At 65.2% G+C, this 18,506-nt stretch carries 3 protein-coding genes; all 3 read right to left on the bottom strand.

Annotation, left to right across the window (positions count from 1 at the left end; translation table 11 throughout):
• Position 1: 1 nt before the first annotated feature.
• Positions 2 to 15,568: a filamentous hemagglutinin N-terminal domain-containing protein gene (locus GGD40_RS29110; protein ID WP_179745987.1), complete on the bottom strand. Its 15,567-nt coding sequence runs from the start codon at positions 15,566 to 15,568 to the stop codon at positions 2 to 4.
• A 149-nt stretch (positions 15,569 to 15,717) separates the two neighbouring features.
• On the bottom strand, positions 15,718 to 16,638 hold the full coding sequence (locus GGD40_RS29105) for a peptidylprolyl isomerase (protein ID WP_179745986.1): 921 nt from the start codon (positions 16,636 to 16,638) through the stop codon (positions 15,718 to 15,720).
• 10 nt (positions 16,639 to 16,648) lie between these two features.
• Positions 16,649 to 18,502 (bottom strand): ShlB/FhaC/HecB family hemolysin secretion/activation protein, encoded by a 1,854-nt coding sequence (locus GGD40_RS29100; protein ID WP_179745985.1) that lies wholly within the window; start codon positions 18,500 to 18,502, stop codon positions 16,649 to 16,651.
• Positions 18,503 to 18,506 lie beyond the last annotated feature (4 nt).

Below are 18,506 nucleotides of genomic sequence, written 5' to 3'. Positions count from 1 at the left end.
GCTAGTTAACCTTTCGAACAATAACAACGGGCGTAGGCGGAAGCGGCCCATTCATATTAGCTTTCGCCGCATTGGTTCCTTGCCCGGTACCGGATGCCGTACCAGATTGTACCGCTGGATATACCGTACTCTGGTTCGATGTCGTTGTCGCTCCACCAGTTTTGACTTCCAATATTGCCTGTCCTTGAGCGTTTAGCCGCACTGACGTTACTGGGTTGCCATTCGCGTCGAGCAGAACATTTCCACTGACGACGTCTTCGGCCACATATCCGGGGGGCAATTGCACCGTCGAATTTGGCACACCATTTATCCCGAGGTCCGCAACAGCGCGCGTTGAGCCACTAACAAGACTAACTTGCGGTTGAACTGTAACGCCCGGCTGATCTGCCATGTAGTTTTGCACCTCGACCTCAGCCGCCTTACCTACGGCGTAATTCGCGGAAACAGTGGTTCCCGTCGCACTGCTGTTTGTGGCACCTGAACCACCGCTACTCCCTGACCCACTATCGCTGTTACCACTCGAAAAAGTCGCATTGCCCGGCCTGTTGCCGCCCGACGTACCGGGTATAGGTGCCGACGTTGCGCCACATCCAAGTCCTTCTGTAAACGCGAGGCACAATGCCGCCAAGAAGGATGTTACAGGCGCCGCCCCCGTATGGGATGTGTCGTTGTCGTCCGACCCCGGAATCTGGTTGTTCGCATCCGCTTGCGGGTTCTGTCCTCCGTAGTTCGCTTGAATCTGCGACATTACGCCTTGCACCGTAGACCGAGCTGCCGAGCCCACAGCCTGCGAGAACGGGTTATTCGCCCCCCATGGCATCAGCCCAAACATTACGCTCTGGACGACACTTTGAGTGACAGTTTTTGGCGTGGTCGCATTGTTTTGCGCTTCGTTTTCGGCCCACGTTGTACCGGCCTGAGCGTTAGCTCCGGCGAATCCTGCAGCTAGTCCGCCACTCAGTGCCGCCATCGAAGTCGTAATGACGTTGAATGCGGAGTTGTTATAGCTCGTTGTCTGCGTGAGCGTGCCATCTCCGTTGTCCGTCAACGTGACCGTCTGCGTACCGTTGTATAGCCCGTCCCGGACCAGAGGCGCAACGACCGCACTGGCTGCCCCGCCAATGGCGCCGCCCGCGCAACCCGTTCCGAGCGCCGCACTCGCAGCACACCCTAACGCGGCGTGGGTCGCTATATACCCCGCCTCACCGAAATCGCCCAGCGTGTCCTTGAAGACACCATTCGCATTGGCTTGCCCAATTGCAAATGCACCCGCTGCAGCAAGATCGCCCACGCCGGCCGTCTTGAGGTTATCAAGGAAGCTTCCCCCCTCGATCGCCGTCTGAACACCCGCACTGATCGTCGCCGTCGCACCGAGCGCAGCGAGTTCCTCCGGCAAATTGCTCGCGGCAGTCGCCCCAGCCTGCGCGACCGTGCCGGCCATCGCATTGCCTATGCTCGAAATCCCCGCCATCTGGCCCAGCGTGCTTGTGTTCTGCGCCAGGCTATCCAACCCCTGGTCCAGATTGCCCAGCCCGAACGCCCCAGTTGAGCTGTTGTAGGTAATCCCGTTAGTTATGCCCGCGGTAAGCGCCCCCACAGCGCCGGCTTCCAGCATCGACGTCAGGCTAAAGCCATTGCCGGATACGATCTGACTTGCGGCGCTCGAGGCCATACCTGATAGCGCGGCAACCATGATTGCCTCACCCAGCGTCATTTGGGCGACAGCGACCCCCAATACCGCCGCTGCCGCTCCAGCCGTCACAACCGACGCCACCACGGCGGCCACCATCGCCGCAATCTGCTGGATGCCGAAACCGCCCTCCGCCGTAAAGCTCGTATGTAAATCGTCACTAACCGAGGTTTGCGTGAAATTCCCGCCAAGCTGTTGCTGAAGCGCAGCCAGCATCTGCTGCGTGCCAGCCTGATCCACCGTTCCGTCGGCATTCAGCTTCTGCAGCGCCCCACCGATCTGGCTCAACGTCTCAACGTTGAGATCCATGTTCGCCGCGCTCATGAAGCCACCCGGCTGAACCGTGGTGCCGGTCTCGTCGAGGTACCCGCCCTTGATCTTGCTCCAGATCTGGCCGACGTCGACCTGATTCGCCTGGTTCGTCAACGAATCGGTATTGACCGTCAACGTCCCGGAGGCAGTAATGCTGCCCGTGTTCAGGACGCTACCGTCACTCCCCTTATCGAAATTAAGCGTGACATCCTGACCTGAAATATTCCCACCCGCCGACATCGCACTCGTATTGTTCGGCAGATAAACCTGCGGCATCAACGCGGTAATCGTTGGGCACGCGACAACGCCTGTCGCCGTGCACGTTGGGTCCGGCACGGTCTGCTCGACATACCAGAGCATCGGCTTGTCGAGTGCATTGATCTGCGTTTGCGTCAACGCATCGCCGAGCTGCAGGTTGTTCGCCTTCGCATAGTCAAGCGAGTTCTGATAAAGGTACTGCTTCTCCTGCTCCGTCACCGACGTGTTCGTCTTGCTGTCGTACGTCAGCCCATCGATAAAGCTCGCCTTACCCGTTTGCTGCAATGCCGCCTGCTGCAGCATCAGGTCTTCTTCCTGCGGGTTGTAGTAGAAGAGCGTCGAACTCGGCTGAAGATTGGCCGGCAACGCGGTAAGCAGATCCTGTGGGCTCAAATTGCCGATTGCCGAAGCACCCAGGGAGTTGTCGACATAGGAAGCTTTCCCCGCGATCGGCGTCGGCAGCGTCGCGCCAACGGCACGCGGCATGGACAGGTTCAACCCAGGCAGGTTGATCGGGCTAAGCGAGATCACTTGCGACGGCGCATTCACGCGCGGCGTATACGTATTCGGAGTCGTGATGCCGTTGATAAGCTTCTGTCCGGTCAACGTCACGGACGTACCGATCACGTTACCCACGTTCTGAATCTGACCACCCGACGTAATCGACAGATTCGGCGCCTGAATCGTCGCAGCGATATTGCCGACGGGTTGCGGCGGATCGATCGCGCCTCCGTTGCTCGTGTAGGCGCTGCCGTAAAGCGCCGTACACTCCGCCGCCGAACCGCACGCCCAGACATCGTGACGCTTATCGGCACTGAAATCGCCCGTTTCCTGCACCCAATGCGAGTGCCAGTAGGCATTCAACGTCTGCGCCTCGTTCACCACCGGACCAGCAACATGGATCGTCGCGCTATTCCCTGCCGCGATCAGACTGCCGATATTCGTCAGGCTTCCTGCGTTGATCTGCAGGTTGTTCCCTGCGCTGATAACGGACGAACTACCCGACTGCTGATCGACATACCCCTCGCAGTAGCTCTCCTTGTAGCCACCCGCCGTCATACAGCCCGAATACTGTTCCTTCGAACCGTAGTTCTCGTGCACCGGCACAGGCGGCGGCAAATTATTCGTAATTGCGCCCGAGACATTCAACGTGATGTTGTTGCCCGCGACGATGTTGCCCGACGTGTTGTTCAGGCTGCTAGCCGGTGTCGTCGAACTCGCGGTCGTGCCGACCCCGCCGATCACGATGTTGTGACCCGCAAGCAGATTGCCGAACGTGTTGTTGATTTGCCCCGCAGCAATGACAAGGTCATTGCCCGCGTAGATGGTCGCGTCGTTCTGGTTGTAGCCGAACGTCGTCGTAGTCGGGTTTGCGCCGCGCGTGTCGCCGCCCGTTCCGCATGCCTTGTTCGGCACGCCTGCCGCACATCCAACCTGCGACGAATAGTTCTGCTGGTTGCCGCCCTGGTTGGTCAGGCTGGCGGCGCTGACCTGTACGTTGTTGCCTGCGTATAGCAGGCCTGCGTTGACGAGATTCCCGCCAGCGAGCTGCAGATTGTTACCGGCCATCACCATGCCAGTTGGCGTGGTGTAGGTCAGCGTCCCCGCGGCAGACGGTGCGGCCGAACCCGGAGCGATGGTGAACATCGGCAGCGATGCCTGGTCCGCCAGACGCGTCGGATCGTTGGCCGCAATCGTGCCTAGACCCTGGAGTTGCGAGAGGAAGGCGGAATACGCGGCCTGGTCCACATAGTCCGTCGCCTGCGTCGCGAGCGTCGGCGCCACGGCGCCGTTGCTCAACGATTGCACGTTGAGCGACACATTGCCTTGCGCGGCGATCTGGCCGCCGCGATTCGATAGCGAACCGGCAGTCAGCGATATGGAATTGCCCGCCGAAATGACACCCGAAGCCCCCGGCTGTTGAACAGTCGAGCTCCGGTAAACCGTGGGCAGCGTAAACGTCTGCGACGCAAGGGCGTTGGGATCGGCGCTCGTCGAGACATACCAGAGCTTCTCGTAAATGGGCATGTCGTGAACGCTGTCGCCGACATACACGTTGTACTCGTTGAACGTGACGGTACCCGAACTCACGAGCGGCGAGGAGCCGTCCACCGTGCAATCTCCAGAGCAGTGACCGCCATTGGGATACCCATCGCGCGGCGCACTGGCAGGGGTCGTTCCGGCCTGATAACCGGACGGGGAGAGCAGGTTGCCGAGCGTCGTGGAGAACGAGAAGCTGGACGTACCGGTGTACTGATCCCCGCCGTGCCCGTACGTGTAGACCAGCCCCGCACTCTCCTGGCCGATGGCGCCAGACCACAGCACTGACGGATCGGAGACGATCGTCGTGGTCGTCACCGCGCCGCCCGGCGCCGTCTGATCATTAACCACCGCCCCCGCACTAATATTGACGTTATTCCCCGCGAAAATCGACCCGCCGGTGTTAAACAGCGTCCCGCCAATATTGAAGTTAACATCCCCCTTCGACTGCGTAGTCGCACCCTGGTTATCGTAATTCCCGCCCGTCACCGAGAGCACACTACCGGCCTCGACAGTCCCGCGATTCGTCGTATTGCCATTCAGCGCGAGCGTGCTGTCGGCATGCATCACCGCACCGGCAACGTTATTCAACGTCCCATTGAACGTGACGTTGCCGCCAGTCACCTGACCATAGTTGGTAAACGTCCCCCCCGTACCCAACGTCAGCGGTGCGCTGCCGGTCATCAAGCCACTGTTGGTCATCCCATACAGACCGTAGACACTGACGCTCTGCCCGCCGTAATTCCACGTTCCACTATTGCTGATCTGCCCAGCCGTGATCGACAGCGCGCCGCCCTGGCTAATCGTCCCCTGCGACAGATCGAGCGTGAGCCCATTCATGCCGACGGTCATATTCCGCTGCGCCAGCAACTGGCCACCCGCGTTATAGAACGAACCCGCGCCGCCGGTAACCGTTAGCGACACATCGCCGGTTGTCGGGCCATTAGGCGTCTTCGGATTGCCCGCAAAAATAACGCCGTTCTGATTGTTCAGCGAACCCGCCGTGACCGACAACGCGTTCACGCCCATCAGCGAGCCGCCCGTGTTGTTCAGATTGCCGGCCACGTTGACCGCAGTCGTCGCGCCGTTCACCAGCCCGGCATTGGTGAAGTACGTGCCGTTCACCGTTGTCGTCGCGGTCGATGCCAGCGACGCATTCGCCGCATTCGTCAAATTCGGCGCCGACACATAAAGATTGCCGCCCGCCAGCACATTGCTGGCGTTATAAAATCCATTCTGCGACGTCAACGTGGCCGTGCCCACGGCATCCACGGCACTTCCCACCAGCGACAACTGATTCGTCGCCGCCGCCGTCAACGCGCCGCCCACCACCACATTGCCGAGCGTCACATTGGCCCCGCTCAACTGCATGTTCTGCGTCGACACGAGCGTGGTATGGCTCGCATCGAGCGTGCCGGCCGCCTTCACCGTGACGTTCTTCGAACCGCTTTGCGAGCCGCTCAACGTGACGTTGCCGCCGTTCAGCGTGAATTGCCCCGCCACCGTGCTCGTGCCGCTCAGCGTCAGCGTCTGCCCCGCGTTGAGCGTCGTATCGCCGTTCGACGACACCCCCGCCACCGTCACATTGCCCGCCGTGCCGGTCATGTTGACGCTGCCCATCGACGACACCGCGCCCGCCACCGAGACGTTATTCGCCGCGACGACCTGCACGTTGCCACCTGATTGCAGCGCACCGCCGAAGCTCACGCTGCCGGCCGTGGATTTCGCCGTTACATTGCCGACCGCCGTAGTGGCGCCGAGCGACATGTCGCCGGTCGACGTCGCGCTGAACTGCCCCGCGCCCTGGATACCGCCGAGCGTGACGCCACCCCCCGCGCCGATCGTGATGTCCTTGCCGAACGTCAACGCCGCGCCACTGCCCATCACCGAACCGCCCGCGTTGAGCGTCGCCGATCCGAGGCCGAGGAACGCGCCGCTCAGGTTGGTGTTGCCGCCCGAGCTCAGCGTCGTATTGCCGTTGACCAGTTCACCGGACAACGACAACGCGCTGCCCGAATTCACATTGAGATTGCCCTGGCTCGTGATCGAACCAGCGACGCCCAGATTGCCGCTCGTCGCGCTCAACGCGACGTCGGAGTTCGCGCCGATCGCGCCGTTCGCGGTGAGATTGCGGCCCGCGGTCGCGCTGAACTTGTCGGCGCTCGTCACGTTGCCGCCGAGCGTCACATCGCGTGCCGCCGTCACGGTGGTGGCCGCGCCGGAAGCCAGCGTGCCGCCGACCTTCACGTCACCCGCGCCGCTGTGCCCTTGCGCCTGCAGGGTAAGCGTTCCGCCTGCCTGCGCGGAACCGATCGACAGATCGTTGCCGGCCGTCGCGCTAAGCGCACCGTTGGTCGCCACGCTGCCGGTCACGCCGATGCTGCCGCCGGCGTTGAGCGTCGCCTGTTGCCCGAAGGCCACCGATGCCGCGTTGATCGAGCCGCCCGCACTCAACGACCCGGCGTTCTGCGCGCCGATGCTGCCCGTCAGCGTCATATCGCCGCCGGACTTCAACTGCGCATTGCCGCCGGCGACCGTTGCGCCCGCAACGGTCAGTGCCTGACCGGCGTTCACACCCAGATTGCCCTGCGTCGTGAGATTCCCGACGCCAAGGTTGCCGCTGGTGGCCGTCAGCGCCATATCGCCGGATGCATTGACGTCGCCGAGCGTGACGTTGCGTCCCGCGTTGACGGTGGTCGCACCGCCGGTATTGATCGCGCCGGTCACGCTGGTGTCGCGCGCCGCCTGCAGCGACAATGCGCCGAATGCGGTCGCTGCGCCGCTCACCGTGATATCGCCGCCGCCCGCATTGCCGTTCGCCGTGATGGCAAGACCGCCGGTCACGGCTTGCACATTCGCGAGCGCCGCGCTGTTGCCGGCCGTCAACGCGAGGCTGCCGCCTTGCAGCGGACCAGTCAGTGCAATGTTGTTCGATGCATTGAGCGTCGCGGCTTGCGAAAACGCCGTCGAACCCGCTCCGGCGATATTCCCCGCCGCCGTCAGCGTGCCGCCCATCTGCCCCGCCAGCGCGCCGTTCAGATCGATGTCGCGACCGGCCTGCACGGTCGCCTGATTCGCAGCGGCCACCTGGCCGCCGAGTTGCGTATCGAGCCCGGACGTGAGATTCAGCGCGCCCGCCGTGGTCGTGGTGCCCGACAACGCGATGTTGCCAGTCGTGGCGGTTGCATTCAGATCACCGGCCGCCTTTACGGCGCCGGTCACCGAGATGTTGCGCGCGGCGTTCAACGTCTGCGTGCTGCCGTTGGCCAGCGATCCGCTGACCAGCACATCGCGCGCGGCATTGACCGTCGCAGTGCCCGCTGCGGTCGCGGTGCCGGTGATCGAAGCATCGCCCGCGCCGACATTGCCTTGCGCGGTGACGGCGAGCGTCGTCGCCGAATTGACGTCGTGCAAGCTGGCGCTGTCGCCGCCAGTCGCGCCGATGGCATTCGCCTGAAGCGCACCGGTCAACGCGAGTTCGCGCTGTGCGCTCAGCGTGGCGGCGCCCGTGAACGCCTGCGTGCCCGAACCGTTGAGATCGCGGCCCGTCGTAATCACGCCGCTGGTTCCGCCGATCAGCAAACCGTTCAGGCTCGCGTCGCGGCCCACGCCGAGCGTCATGTCGCTAACGGCACTCGTGCTCGACGCCGTTCCCAGCGACAGATCGAGGCCCGTCAACACGGCGAGCTTGCCGCCGCTGTTGATGCCGCCCGTCGCAGTGAGACTGCCCGCCTGCGCCGTGACGTTCATATCGCCGACGGATTGAATTGCGCCGCTGATCGCCACGCTCTGCTGTGCAGTGAGGCCGAGGCTCGCACCGCTTTCGAGTTTGCCGGCTATCGTCGCGTCGTTCTGCGCGGTCGCCGTCACGGCGCCCGCCGCGGTGGCCGTGCCGTTGACAATGAGGTTACCTGGACCGGTCGCCGTATTCGTGCCGTTGGCGGCCAGCGAAAGCGTCCCAGCGGACGTGATGTTGGTCACCGTCGCGTTGCCCGCAGCGCTCACCTGAATCGTTTGCCCCTGAATCAAACCGCCCTGCACGACATCGCGAGCCGCGCTGAGCGTCGCCGCCTGTCCAAACGCAAACGTCCCCGCGCCGATGATGTCGCGACCCGCGGCAACGCTGCCCGAACCGACACCCGCGAGCGTGCCCGACACATTGATGTCGCGCCCGGCGTTGAAGAGCGTATCGAGCGCCGTCGTGATCGCGCCGCCGACCGCGATATCGCGCCCGGCCTGCGCATTCAAACCGCCGTGACTCGTAAGCGTGCCGGCAAGATTGATGTCGCTGCCCGCCTTCAACGACGTGTCGAGCGTTGAGGCCGCGCTAGCCGCGCTGCCGAGGTTGATCGCCGAACCGGCTTGCGCGGCGAACGCGCCGCTGCCCGCGAAGCTGCCGTTCAGGTTGACGTTGTTCGACGCATTGAGCGTCGTATTTCCCGTCACATTGGCGGTGCCGCCAAGGTTGATATCCGTGCCGGCTTTCGTGTTGAGCGCGCCGTTGCTGACAATCGCACCCGTCGACGTCACGCTGCCGCTCACCGCCGTCAGCGACGTATCGCCGACCGACTGGATCGCGCTCGACGTGGCGAGGTTCAAATTGCCGCCGGCCTGCAAGGCCGCGGTAGCGCCGCTAGTCACCGCGCCGCTGACATTCACGTCCTGGTTCGCCGCCAAAGAAAGCGTCGACACCGACAGCACGTCGTGCACGAAAGCGGAGCCGCCCGCGTTGGTCTGCACGGTGCTGCCGCGCAGCGAACCGGTGAGGTTCGTATCGCCGCCGGAACTGAGCACGGCCGCCTGGCCGAACGCCGCCGTGGCACCGCCCGCAATCGTGCCGCCCGCGGTCAACGTACCGTTGCCCTGCGCCGCCACCGAACCGTTCATCGTCAGATTCTGGCCGGCGTTGACGGTGAGGTTGCCGAGCGTTGTCGTGCCTTGCGTGCCGAGGTCGACCGATTGCGCGGCGTCGATCGCGAGATTGCCGCCCGACTCCAGCGTGCCGGTGCTGGTCAGCGAACCGGCCGCGTTGTGCAGGCTCAGGTTGCCGTTGGTCGAACGGATCGTTCCGCTATTCGTCGTGTCGGCGCCGCTCGTCACGTCGAGCGCTTGAGCGGCTTGCAAGGTGCCGGTCACCGCGACGTTGCCCGTCGATTTCAGCGCGCCGCCCGCGAGCGAATTAACCGTACCCGCGATGGACGTATTGCCGCCGCTGGTGATACCGAGCGCGCCGGTGGTCTGCAAGCTGCCGCCGACCGTGAAGTCACCGCTCGAACTGAACGTGCCGCCGGTCAGCGAATTGATCGCGCCGGGCACGGTGAACTTGCCGCCGCTCGTCGCGCTGAGCGTGTCCGCGCTCTGCAGAATGCCGTTGACGGAAAAGTCGCCGACGGCACTCAGCGTAGCCGTCGACAGCGACGCCACCGTGCCGTTGATCGTGAGCGGGCCGCCGTTCGCGGCCACCTGCAACGCGTTGTTCGATTGCACATTGTTGAGCGTCGCTGCCTGCCCCGCCGTCAGCGAAACCCCCGCACCGACCTGCGCGCCGCTGACCGTGAGGTTGTTGCCCGCGTTGACCGACGTATCGCCGGAGAAACTGCTGGAGCCGCCCAGCGTGGCATCGTGCCCCGCGCCGAGCGTCGCGCCGCTCTTACCGACGAAGGTACCGCCGACCGTCAGGTCATGACCCGCGTTGAGCGTCGTCGCCCCAACCACGCTGGCCACGCCCGTGAGCGACACATCCTGCGCCGCGTTGACGTGCAGCGTGGATTGACTGTTCAACGTTCCCGTCGACGTCACGCCGCCCGTGGTCGCCGCCACGCTCAGATCGCCCGCCGCTTCGACGGTGCCGTTCGTGCCCACCGCGACGTTGCGCTGCGCCGTCACGCCGAGTTGTGCGCCGCCGGCCAGCAAACCGGCGACGTTCACGTCGCGACCTGCCTGCACGGTCGTCGGGCTGTTGCCCGTCGCGCTGGCGCCTGGCGTGCCGTCGCCGCCGCCGGCCAGCATGCCGTTGACGATCACGTCGCGCGCCGCCTGGACGCTCGTTGCGCCGAGCGCGATCGCCGTGCCGTTGAACGTCACGTCGCCGCCCGCCGCCGCGCCGTTGACACCCTTCGCGACCACACCGAATGCGCCGCTCACCTGCGTGTCGGTCACGCCGACGTTGTTGCCGGCGGTAATCTGCAGATCGCCGGCCAGTACGCTCAGCGCACCGGTCGCGCTGACATTGCGCGCGGCCGCCAGCGTCATGCCGAGCGAGGCCGCCGCCGGGCCGCCGAGCGTGATATCCGTCCCGGCCTGCACGTTGAATGCGCCATTGGTGGCGACCGAACCCGTCGATACGACGCTGCCGCTCAACGCGCTGAAGTGGGTATCGCCGACCGCCTGAAGCGGTCCGCCGAGGTTGAGGTTGCCGCCTGCGTTCAGCGTCGCCGTTGCGCCGCTGGTGACCGCGCCGGTCGTGCCGAGATCGCCATTGGCCGCGAGCGAAAGCGTGGACGCAGACGTAACAGTGTTCAGCGTGGCCGATCCGCCTGCGGACGTCTGCACGGTATTGCCGCGCAGCGAGCCGGTGAGCGTCGTATCCGTGCCGGAACTGACATTCAGCGCCTGACCGAAGGCGGCCGTTGCCGCGCCAGCAATCGCGCCGCCTGCGTTCAGCGTGCCGTTGCCTTGTGCGCCGACTGCGCCGTTCATGGTCAGATTCTGCCCGGCGTTCACCGTCAGATTGCCGAGCGCCGTGGTGCTCTGCGTGCCGAGGTCGACCGATTGTGCGGCATCGATCAGCAGGTTGCCGTTCGTCTGAATGGAGCCGACGCTCGTCAGCGAGCCCGACGCATTGCGCAACGTCAGATCGCCATTCGACTGCACCATGCCCGTGGGCGATGTAATCGACGTATTGCCGCCGCTGGTCACGGTCAATGCGCCCGTGCTCTGCAGCGCACCGCCGACGGTAACGTCCGACGCCGACGTCACCGAAGTGGTCGACAGCGACGTCACCGTCCCCGCAATCGCGGTTTTGCCGCCGCTCGTAATAGCGAGCTGATTTGCGCTTTGCAGCGTGCCGTTGACGACAAAATCGCCGGCCGAATTCAGCGTGGCCGTGGAAAGCGAAGTGACCGTGCCGCTCACGGTCAGCGCGCCGCCGTTGGCCGCGACCTGCAACGCGTGGTCCGACTGCACGTTGTTGAGCGTCACGGCCTGCGCCGCCGTCAGCGTCACACCGGCGCCGACCAGCGACCCGGTCACCGCGAGATTGTTGCCCGCGGTCACGCCGACGTCGTTCATATAACCGATGCTGCCGCCCGCGGTCACATCGTGACCCGCGGCAAGCGTGGCGCCGCTCTGCCCCGCCAACGTGCCGCCGATCGTCAGATCGTGACCCGCCTGCAGATTCGCCGCGCCGATCGACCCGGTCGTGCCCGTCAGCGCCACGTCCTGGCCGCCGTTCACGTCGAGGTTGGCCGCGCCTTGCAGCGTGCCGGTCGAGGTGACGTTGCCGGTGTGCGCCGTGATCGCGAGAGGGCCGTTGGCCTGCACGACGCCACTCGTCGCCACGCCGACATTGCGCTGGGCGTCGAGCGTTGCCTGCGACGTGCTCGCCAGCGTGCCGTTCACCTGCACATCGCGGCCCGCCTGCAGACCGGTCACGCCGCCACCCGCCGTTTTACCGTTGACGACCACGTCGCGCGCCGCTTGCGCGGTCAATGCCCCGACCGTCGTCATCGTGCCGTTGAACGTGATGTCGCCGCCGGTCAGCCCGTTGGGACCGCCAGCGCCGTTCACACCGTTCGCGGCGATCGTGAACGCGCCGCCCACTTGCGCGTCCGCGATGCTGGCGTTATTGCCCGCCGTGATGCGCAGGTCGTTGGTCTGCACGGTCAGCGCGCCGGTCGCGTTCAGATCGCGCCCCGCCGTGAACGTCATATTGTCGATCGACTGCACCGGACCGCTCGTCGTCAGGTCGCGTCCCGCATTCAGATCGACGGTGGCATGACTCAAGACCGTGCCATTGGTGGCGAGATCGTTCGCCGCCGACAGCGACAGCGTCGAAGCCGCCATCACGTCATGCAGCGTCGCCGAACCGCCCGCGCCGGTCTGCACCGTATTGCCCTGCAGCGAGCCGGTCAGCGTGGTATCGCCGCCGGACCGCAGCGTCGCCGCGCCGACAAACGCCGCCGCCGCCGAACCGGCGATCGCGCCGCCCACCGTCAGCGTGCCGTTGCCCTGGCCCGTCACTGTGCCGTTCATGGTCAGGTTCTGGCCGGCGTTGACGGTCAGATCGCCTTGCGCGGTGGTGTCGCGATGCCCCAGATCGACCGACTGCGCCGCGTCGATCAGCAGCTTGCCGCCCGCTTGCAACGTGCCCGTGCTGGTCATCGATCCTGATGCGTTGCGCAGCGTGACGTCGCTGGTCGACAGCACCGTGCCGCCCACCGACGTATCGCCGCCGCTTGTGACCAGCAGGGCACCGACGCCTTGCAGAAGTCCATTGACACCGACGTTGCCGCCCGACGTGATCGACGCGTCGGCCAACGAATTGACGGTGCCGGAGATGACGGCGTTACCGCCGTTCGTGACGCTCAGCGAATGGCTCGTCTGCAACGTACCGGCGATATTGAAGTCGCGCGCGGCATTGAATGCCCCGGTCGACAACGTGTTGACCGTGCCGGCCACCGACAGATTGCCGCCGCTCGCCACGCTCAACGCCGCGTTGCTCTGCAACGTACCGTTGACGGCGAAATCGCCGCCCGACGTCAGCGACGCACCCGCCAGCGAAGTCACCGTGCCGTTGATCGTCAACGGGCCGCCGTTGGCGGCAACCTGCAACGCGGCAGTCGACTGCACGTTGTTGAGCGTCGCCGCCTGACCCGCGGTCAGCGTCAGCGTGGCCATGCCGATCAGCGTGCCGCTCACGGTGAGGTTGTTCGCCGCGTTCACGGTGACGTCGTGCGTAAAGCCGCTGGTGCCGCCGAGCAACGCGTCGCGCCCCGCCGTCAGCGTCGCCGTGCCCTGGCCGTTCAGCGTCCCGCCGACCGTCAGATCGCGGCCCGCGCGCAAGCTCGTATTCGCGACCGCGCCGGTCGTGCCGGTCAGCGCCACGTCCTGGCCGGCCGTCGCGTTCAGGTTCTCCGCCGTGGTGAGCGTGCCGCTGGACGTGACGTTGCCGGTCGCCGCCGTCATGTTCAGATCGCCGTTCGCCTGCACGGTCCCGGTGTTCGCGACCGTGACATTGCGCTGCCCATTCAGCGTGACCTGCGCACCGCTCGCAAGCGTGCCGTTCACGACGACATCGCGCGCCGCCTGCACGGCCGCCGCGCCCACTACCTGGGTGTTGCCGTTGAAGGTCGCATCGCCGTTCGAAGTGCCGTTCGCCGTGACCCGCAACGCGCCGCCCACCTGCGTATCGGCCAGCGTCGCGCTGTTGCCGGCGTTCACCTGCAAATCGTGGTTGGCCTGCAACGCGCCGGTAAACCGCACGTCCTGCCCGGTCGTCAGCGTGACCTGCCCGCCGGCCGCCACATTGCCGCTCGATGTGAGGCTGCCTTGGGTCGCCGCCACCGTCAGATCGCCCGTGGTGCGTAAAACGCCGCTCGAGTTCACATTGACGTTGCGCTGCCCCGTCACCTGCATCGTGCTGCCGTTGGTCTGCCCGTTCACGTTGACATCGCGCGCCGCCTGCAGATGGGTCGCGCCGCTCATCACGGACGTGCCGTTCAGATTGATGTCGCCCGTGCCGTCATTGCCCTGCGCGGTCACCGCGAGTGCGCCGCCGGTCTGCACGTCGCCGAGCGCGACGCTCGCGCCGCCGTTGACCGCCGTGTCGCCGTTCGACTGCGCGTTCGCCAGGTTGACGTTGCCACCCGCCGTCACCGCGAGCTTGCCGCCCGTCTGGATCGTGCCGGTCGACGTGACGTCGCCGTTCGCATTGATCGTGTAACCGTTGATGCCGACGTGCGCGCCGGTCATCGACAGATTGCCGCCCGCTTGCAGCGTCGCCTGCTGTTGCGCGGCCGAGCCGTTGACCGTCAGGTCGCCGTTCGACGACAGCAGCAGGTCGCCGGTGTTGGCGGCCATTTGCGCGTCGGTGCGCACGCCCATGCCGGCCGCCGTGCCGATCACCTGGATCTGGCCGGCCGTCATCGCGCCGAACGCGGTGGCGTCGATGGCCAGACCGTTGTTGGCGTGGCCGTTGGCGTTATTGATCGCGTTGGCGCTGTTATCCGCCCCGTTCGCCGACGTCGCATACGTGGTGCCGTTGCTGCTCACCGCCGACGGCAGCACGAACTGGCGCCCGGCAATCGCGTTGATTCGCGAGCCGGCATACAACGGCGCGTTGACGCCGATGGTTTCGCCGATCAGGTCGATCGTGCCGACCGTTCCTTCGATACCCGCGCCGGGGCCGTTCACGCCCGCGTTGCCTTCAATCTGGATATGACCGCCGACCACGCTGTAGCCGATCGCCTGCGCGTTGTTGAAGTCGGTGGGCGTGCCCTTCAGGTCGCTCAGAAACTGCGGCGTACCGGTCGAGAGCGTCACGCCGATCGTGTTCGTGAAGCCGGTGCCGTTCGTCGTGATGCCGTTCGGGTTCGCGATGATCACGGTGGCCGGCGCGCCGAACACTTCGAGCGGACCGTTCAGCAAGCTCGCGTAGGCGGCGCCCGTCGACGTAACCTGGTTGACGATCACGCTCGCCGTACGGCCGGCCAGATTCGGATTGGCCTGCAGATTGCCGCCCGTCAGCGACGTGCCGCCCGTCAGGCTGTTGTTCAGAATCAACCCGATCGGGTCGATATTGAAGGTCTGGAATTTGTTCAGCGAAATCCCGGCCGCATTCGGCGCGGTGATGTTGACCACAGGGACGCCGCCATTCGCGCCGGTGGTCTGCGTGATCTTCGGTTGAAACGTGATCGGCGCGCTCGGGTCGACGATCGGCGCGGCCTGCGCCATCTGCATCTCAAAGCGCACACGTACAAAGCTCAGGTCGATGATGCGTTGCCATGCTTCGTCATCCAGACGATGACTGCCGCCGGCCAGCACGCCGGCCGCGTCGCGGCTTTGTTCGAACGTGATCGATAGCGGCCCGGCGAACAGCGTCAACGCGACCAGCGCCGAGACAGCGCGCTGCCATAGGCCGTGCGGGCGCGGCGACGTGCCGACGGACCACCACGGCCGTGCCGGCTGGTGATCGACGTCGAACCGTTCGTCCCGTACCCGGCGACCTTGCTCAAGTTGCCTTAAAGCGTTGCGCGCTGACGTGTTCATGTTGTTCTCTTTCTTCTTCGTTTTTATCCATGACGCGCGTTGACCGACACGCGTCATGGCCGCAGTGGCGGGCCGACCTGGCCACACTCACTGCGCCCCGTTTGCCCCGGTCGCTATGCCGGGCAAATTCGTGCTGCTTTACTGCTGCTTTACTGCTGCTGAATCTTCGCGTTCTTCATTAGATCGACCACTACCTGCGCCGTGGCCTTCTCCAGCGCGACCTGTTCGAGCTGTTTGCGCAGCGCGTCCTTGATCGTGTCGTACTGCGGAATCTGGGTCGGACGCTTTTCGTCGACGCGCAAAATCCAGTACGCGTCGCCGATCTGCACCGGCGTGCTCGATACGCCGCCTTGCGGCAGCTTGACGAGCGCTTCGGCGAGCGGCTGCGGCCAGTTCTGCGTGTTGCCGGCCTGGATCGGCGTCTTGAACGAAATCCAGTTGAGCGCGCCGCCTTGCGCCGCGCCGGGCGCCTGGCTGTACTGCTTCGCGAGTTGCGCGAAGTCGGTGCCCTTTTTCAGTTGCGTGAGCACCGTTTGGGCGGTGTCTGCGTCCTTCACGGCGATCGCGCTCGGCTTGTATTCGCTCTCACCCAGCGTCGCGACGATGGCGTCGTATTTCGCCTTGACGTCGGCATCGGTGACGGGCGCGGGCTTCACCTCGTCGCGCAGGTAAGCCGCCGTCATCGCGGCGGTCTTCGCCTGTTCGACGGCGGCCGTGACTTGCGGACGCGAATCGTAATGCTGTTTCTCGGCGGCCTGGCGGAACAGTTCGCGCGCGATCAACTGGTTCTTCACCGAAGTGCGCAATGCGGGCGTGTCCGCCACATTGAGCGCGCGGACCGCCTGGTCGAGTTGATCCTGCGTGATCAGCACGTTGTTCACGCGCGCCACCGCGTTCGCGGGCAGCGGCCCGCCGACGGCGTCCAAAGTCTTGTCGGCGGACGCTTTCGCGGTGGTCTTGGTGGCGGCCTGCGCGGCCGGCAAGCAGCCCACCGCGAGACCCAGCGTGGCAACCAGTGCAGCGTGACGAATCACGACGGTGAAACCCTGTGCGAGCGGACGATTTTTCATAGCAACCTCTTCAGAGCGACCAGTTGAGAGTGGCCAGCAGCACCGTGGCTTTTTTGCCGAGTGCGGCCGGTTGTAGCAAGGCCTGCCCAAGCAGCACCTCGCTGGTGACGGTATGGGCGTTGTGGCGCCATTGCATGCGCGCGCCGAGGCCGGTGCCCATCAGCGTCGGCCAGCCGCCCTGGGCGACCAGATGCGATTTGCCGCCGTCGAGAAACACATAGGGTTCGATTTGCAGGTCGCGCCAGGCCGGCACGTTTTGCCAGGCGGCCTCGTTACGCAGATAGAAACCGCTGTCGCCGGCAATGCCGCCTTCGGTAAAGCCGCGCACGGAATCCATGCCGCCGAGGAAGATCTGCTCGTTGCCGAACAGCGCGACATGGCTGTACTGGCCGCGCAAGGTGCCGCGATAGGTCCATTGCGTGCCCGCCAGCGTGCCGAGCGCGACCTGCAGCGTGGCGGTTGCGTCGAGTTTGGTGAACTGGCTGTGCGCGTCGACCTCGTCGATGCCGGGGCCGTCGTGACTCGCGGAAAGCCACGGCAAGCCTTGCGACACGCCGACGTCCCACGTCGCGGCCGCCGCCTGATCGTGCGCGACGAAACGGCGCAAACCGTTCAGGCCGACGCGCAACACCGTGAGGTCTTGCGGCAGCAGGTCGATGCCGTTCAGCGAGCGCTCCGTACGCATCTTGGTGAGCGTCACGTCCACACTCGTGCGCCCGGCACGCGAGCGTGTCAGCACGTCGTTCCAGCCGAGCGTCTGGCTGAACGTGCGGCCCTGGAGCAGCGCGACGTCGCTGATGGTCTGCTGGTATTCGGAGAGCGACGTCGTATAGCTGAAGGTCTGATACCCGTACGGCGCCGCCGCGGAAAACACCACCGCGTTGCTGTCCTGGGTGCCGACATAGTTGAACGACAACGATTCCTGCAAACCGATCAGGTTGTCCGCTTCCACGCCGGCCCGATAGCGCAGCGTGCCGGTTTGCGAGCTGCCGTAGTTGTCGATACCGAGGTCGTAGAAAACGCGATCGCCGTAGTGGTTGGTGATCGCCACGACCGAATCGCCCGGCGTCTCGCCCGGCATGATCTGGATCTCGGCCTTATTGCGCCGCAGCCGGTTGATCTGGTCGACGCCCTGTTCGAGATCGGGCAGACGCAGCACGTCGCCACGGCTGTCGGCGAACGCCCACGCGGTGCCCGCGTCGGTCAGCAGGCCGCCGCCGTGCGTGGTGTACCACGGCTCGTTCGGATCGCGTGGACGCAGCGGGTGACCGTTCAGCGTAAAGGCCGACACCTTGCCATCGACGAGATTAACTTTCAGCGTGCCGGAGGCGAGATTCTGCGCGCCGAGGTAGGCACGCGTCGTGATGTAGCCTCGCGCGATGAACGCTTCGGTCACGCGGCGCAGCAGCAGGTTGATGCGATTGCGGCCCAGTTGCTTGCCGATAAACGGCGCGGCGATCGTATCGAGTTCGCTCTTGCCGAGCACGGTATCGCCGATGAATTCGATGTGCTCGATCCTGAACAGCGGCTCGACGTCGGGCAGCGTTTCGACGTCCGCGCCTTCGGGCAGATTGACGACCGCCTGCTGCGGCACGTCGATCTGCGCGGGCGGTTGCTGGATCTCGTCGCGCCGCTGCCGGTCGCGTTGCTCCTGCAACAGGCGTTGCGCGGGATCCTGTTCGACGCGCGCCGGCACGCCGAAGGCCGCGCCGCCCAACGCGCCGACATTCGGCAAGCCCGGCGGCGTTTGCGCATAGCCGCGCGCCGCCGCCGTGCCGGCGAGAATCGCCAGCGTGCAATGCGCAAGACGGGGCGCGGGGCGTTCGACCGCACGTCTGATCGCGCGTTTGAAGGTCCGCTTCATGGCC

This window comes from Paraburkholderia bryophila (assembly GCF_013409255.1).
In the GTDB taxonomy this organism is placed as follows: domain Bacteria; phylum Pseudomonadota; class Gammaproteobacteria; order Burkholderiales; family Burkholderiaceae; genus Paraburkholderia.
The sequence above is the reverse complement of the archived record's forward strand: the minus strand, read 5'-3'. Positions and strand labels throughout refer to the sequence as shown.

Bases quoted from the DNA above. Each gene is read 5' to 3' on its own strand.
- GGD40_RS29110 (WP_179745987.1), bottom strand. From the start codon at position 15,568: ATGAACACGTCAGCGCGCAACGCTTTAAGGCAACTTGAGCAAGGTCGC.
- GGD40_RS29100 (WP_179745985.1), bottom strand. From the start codon at position 18,502: ATGAAGCGGACCTTCAAACGCGCGATCAGACGTGCGGTCGAACGCCCC.
- GGD40_RS29105 (WP_179745986.1), bottom strand. From the start codon at position 16,638: ATGAAAAATCGTCCGCTCGCACAGGGTTTCACCGTCGTGATTCGTCAC.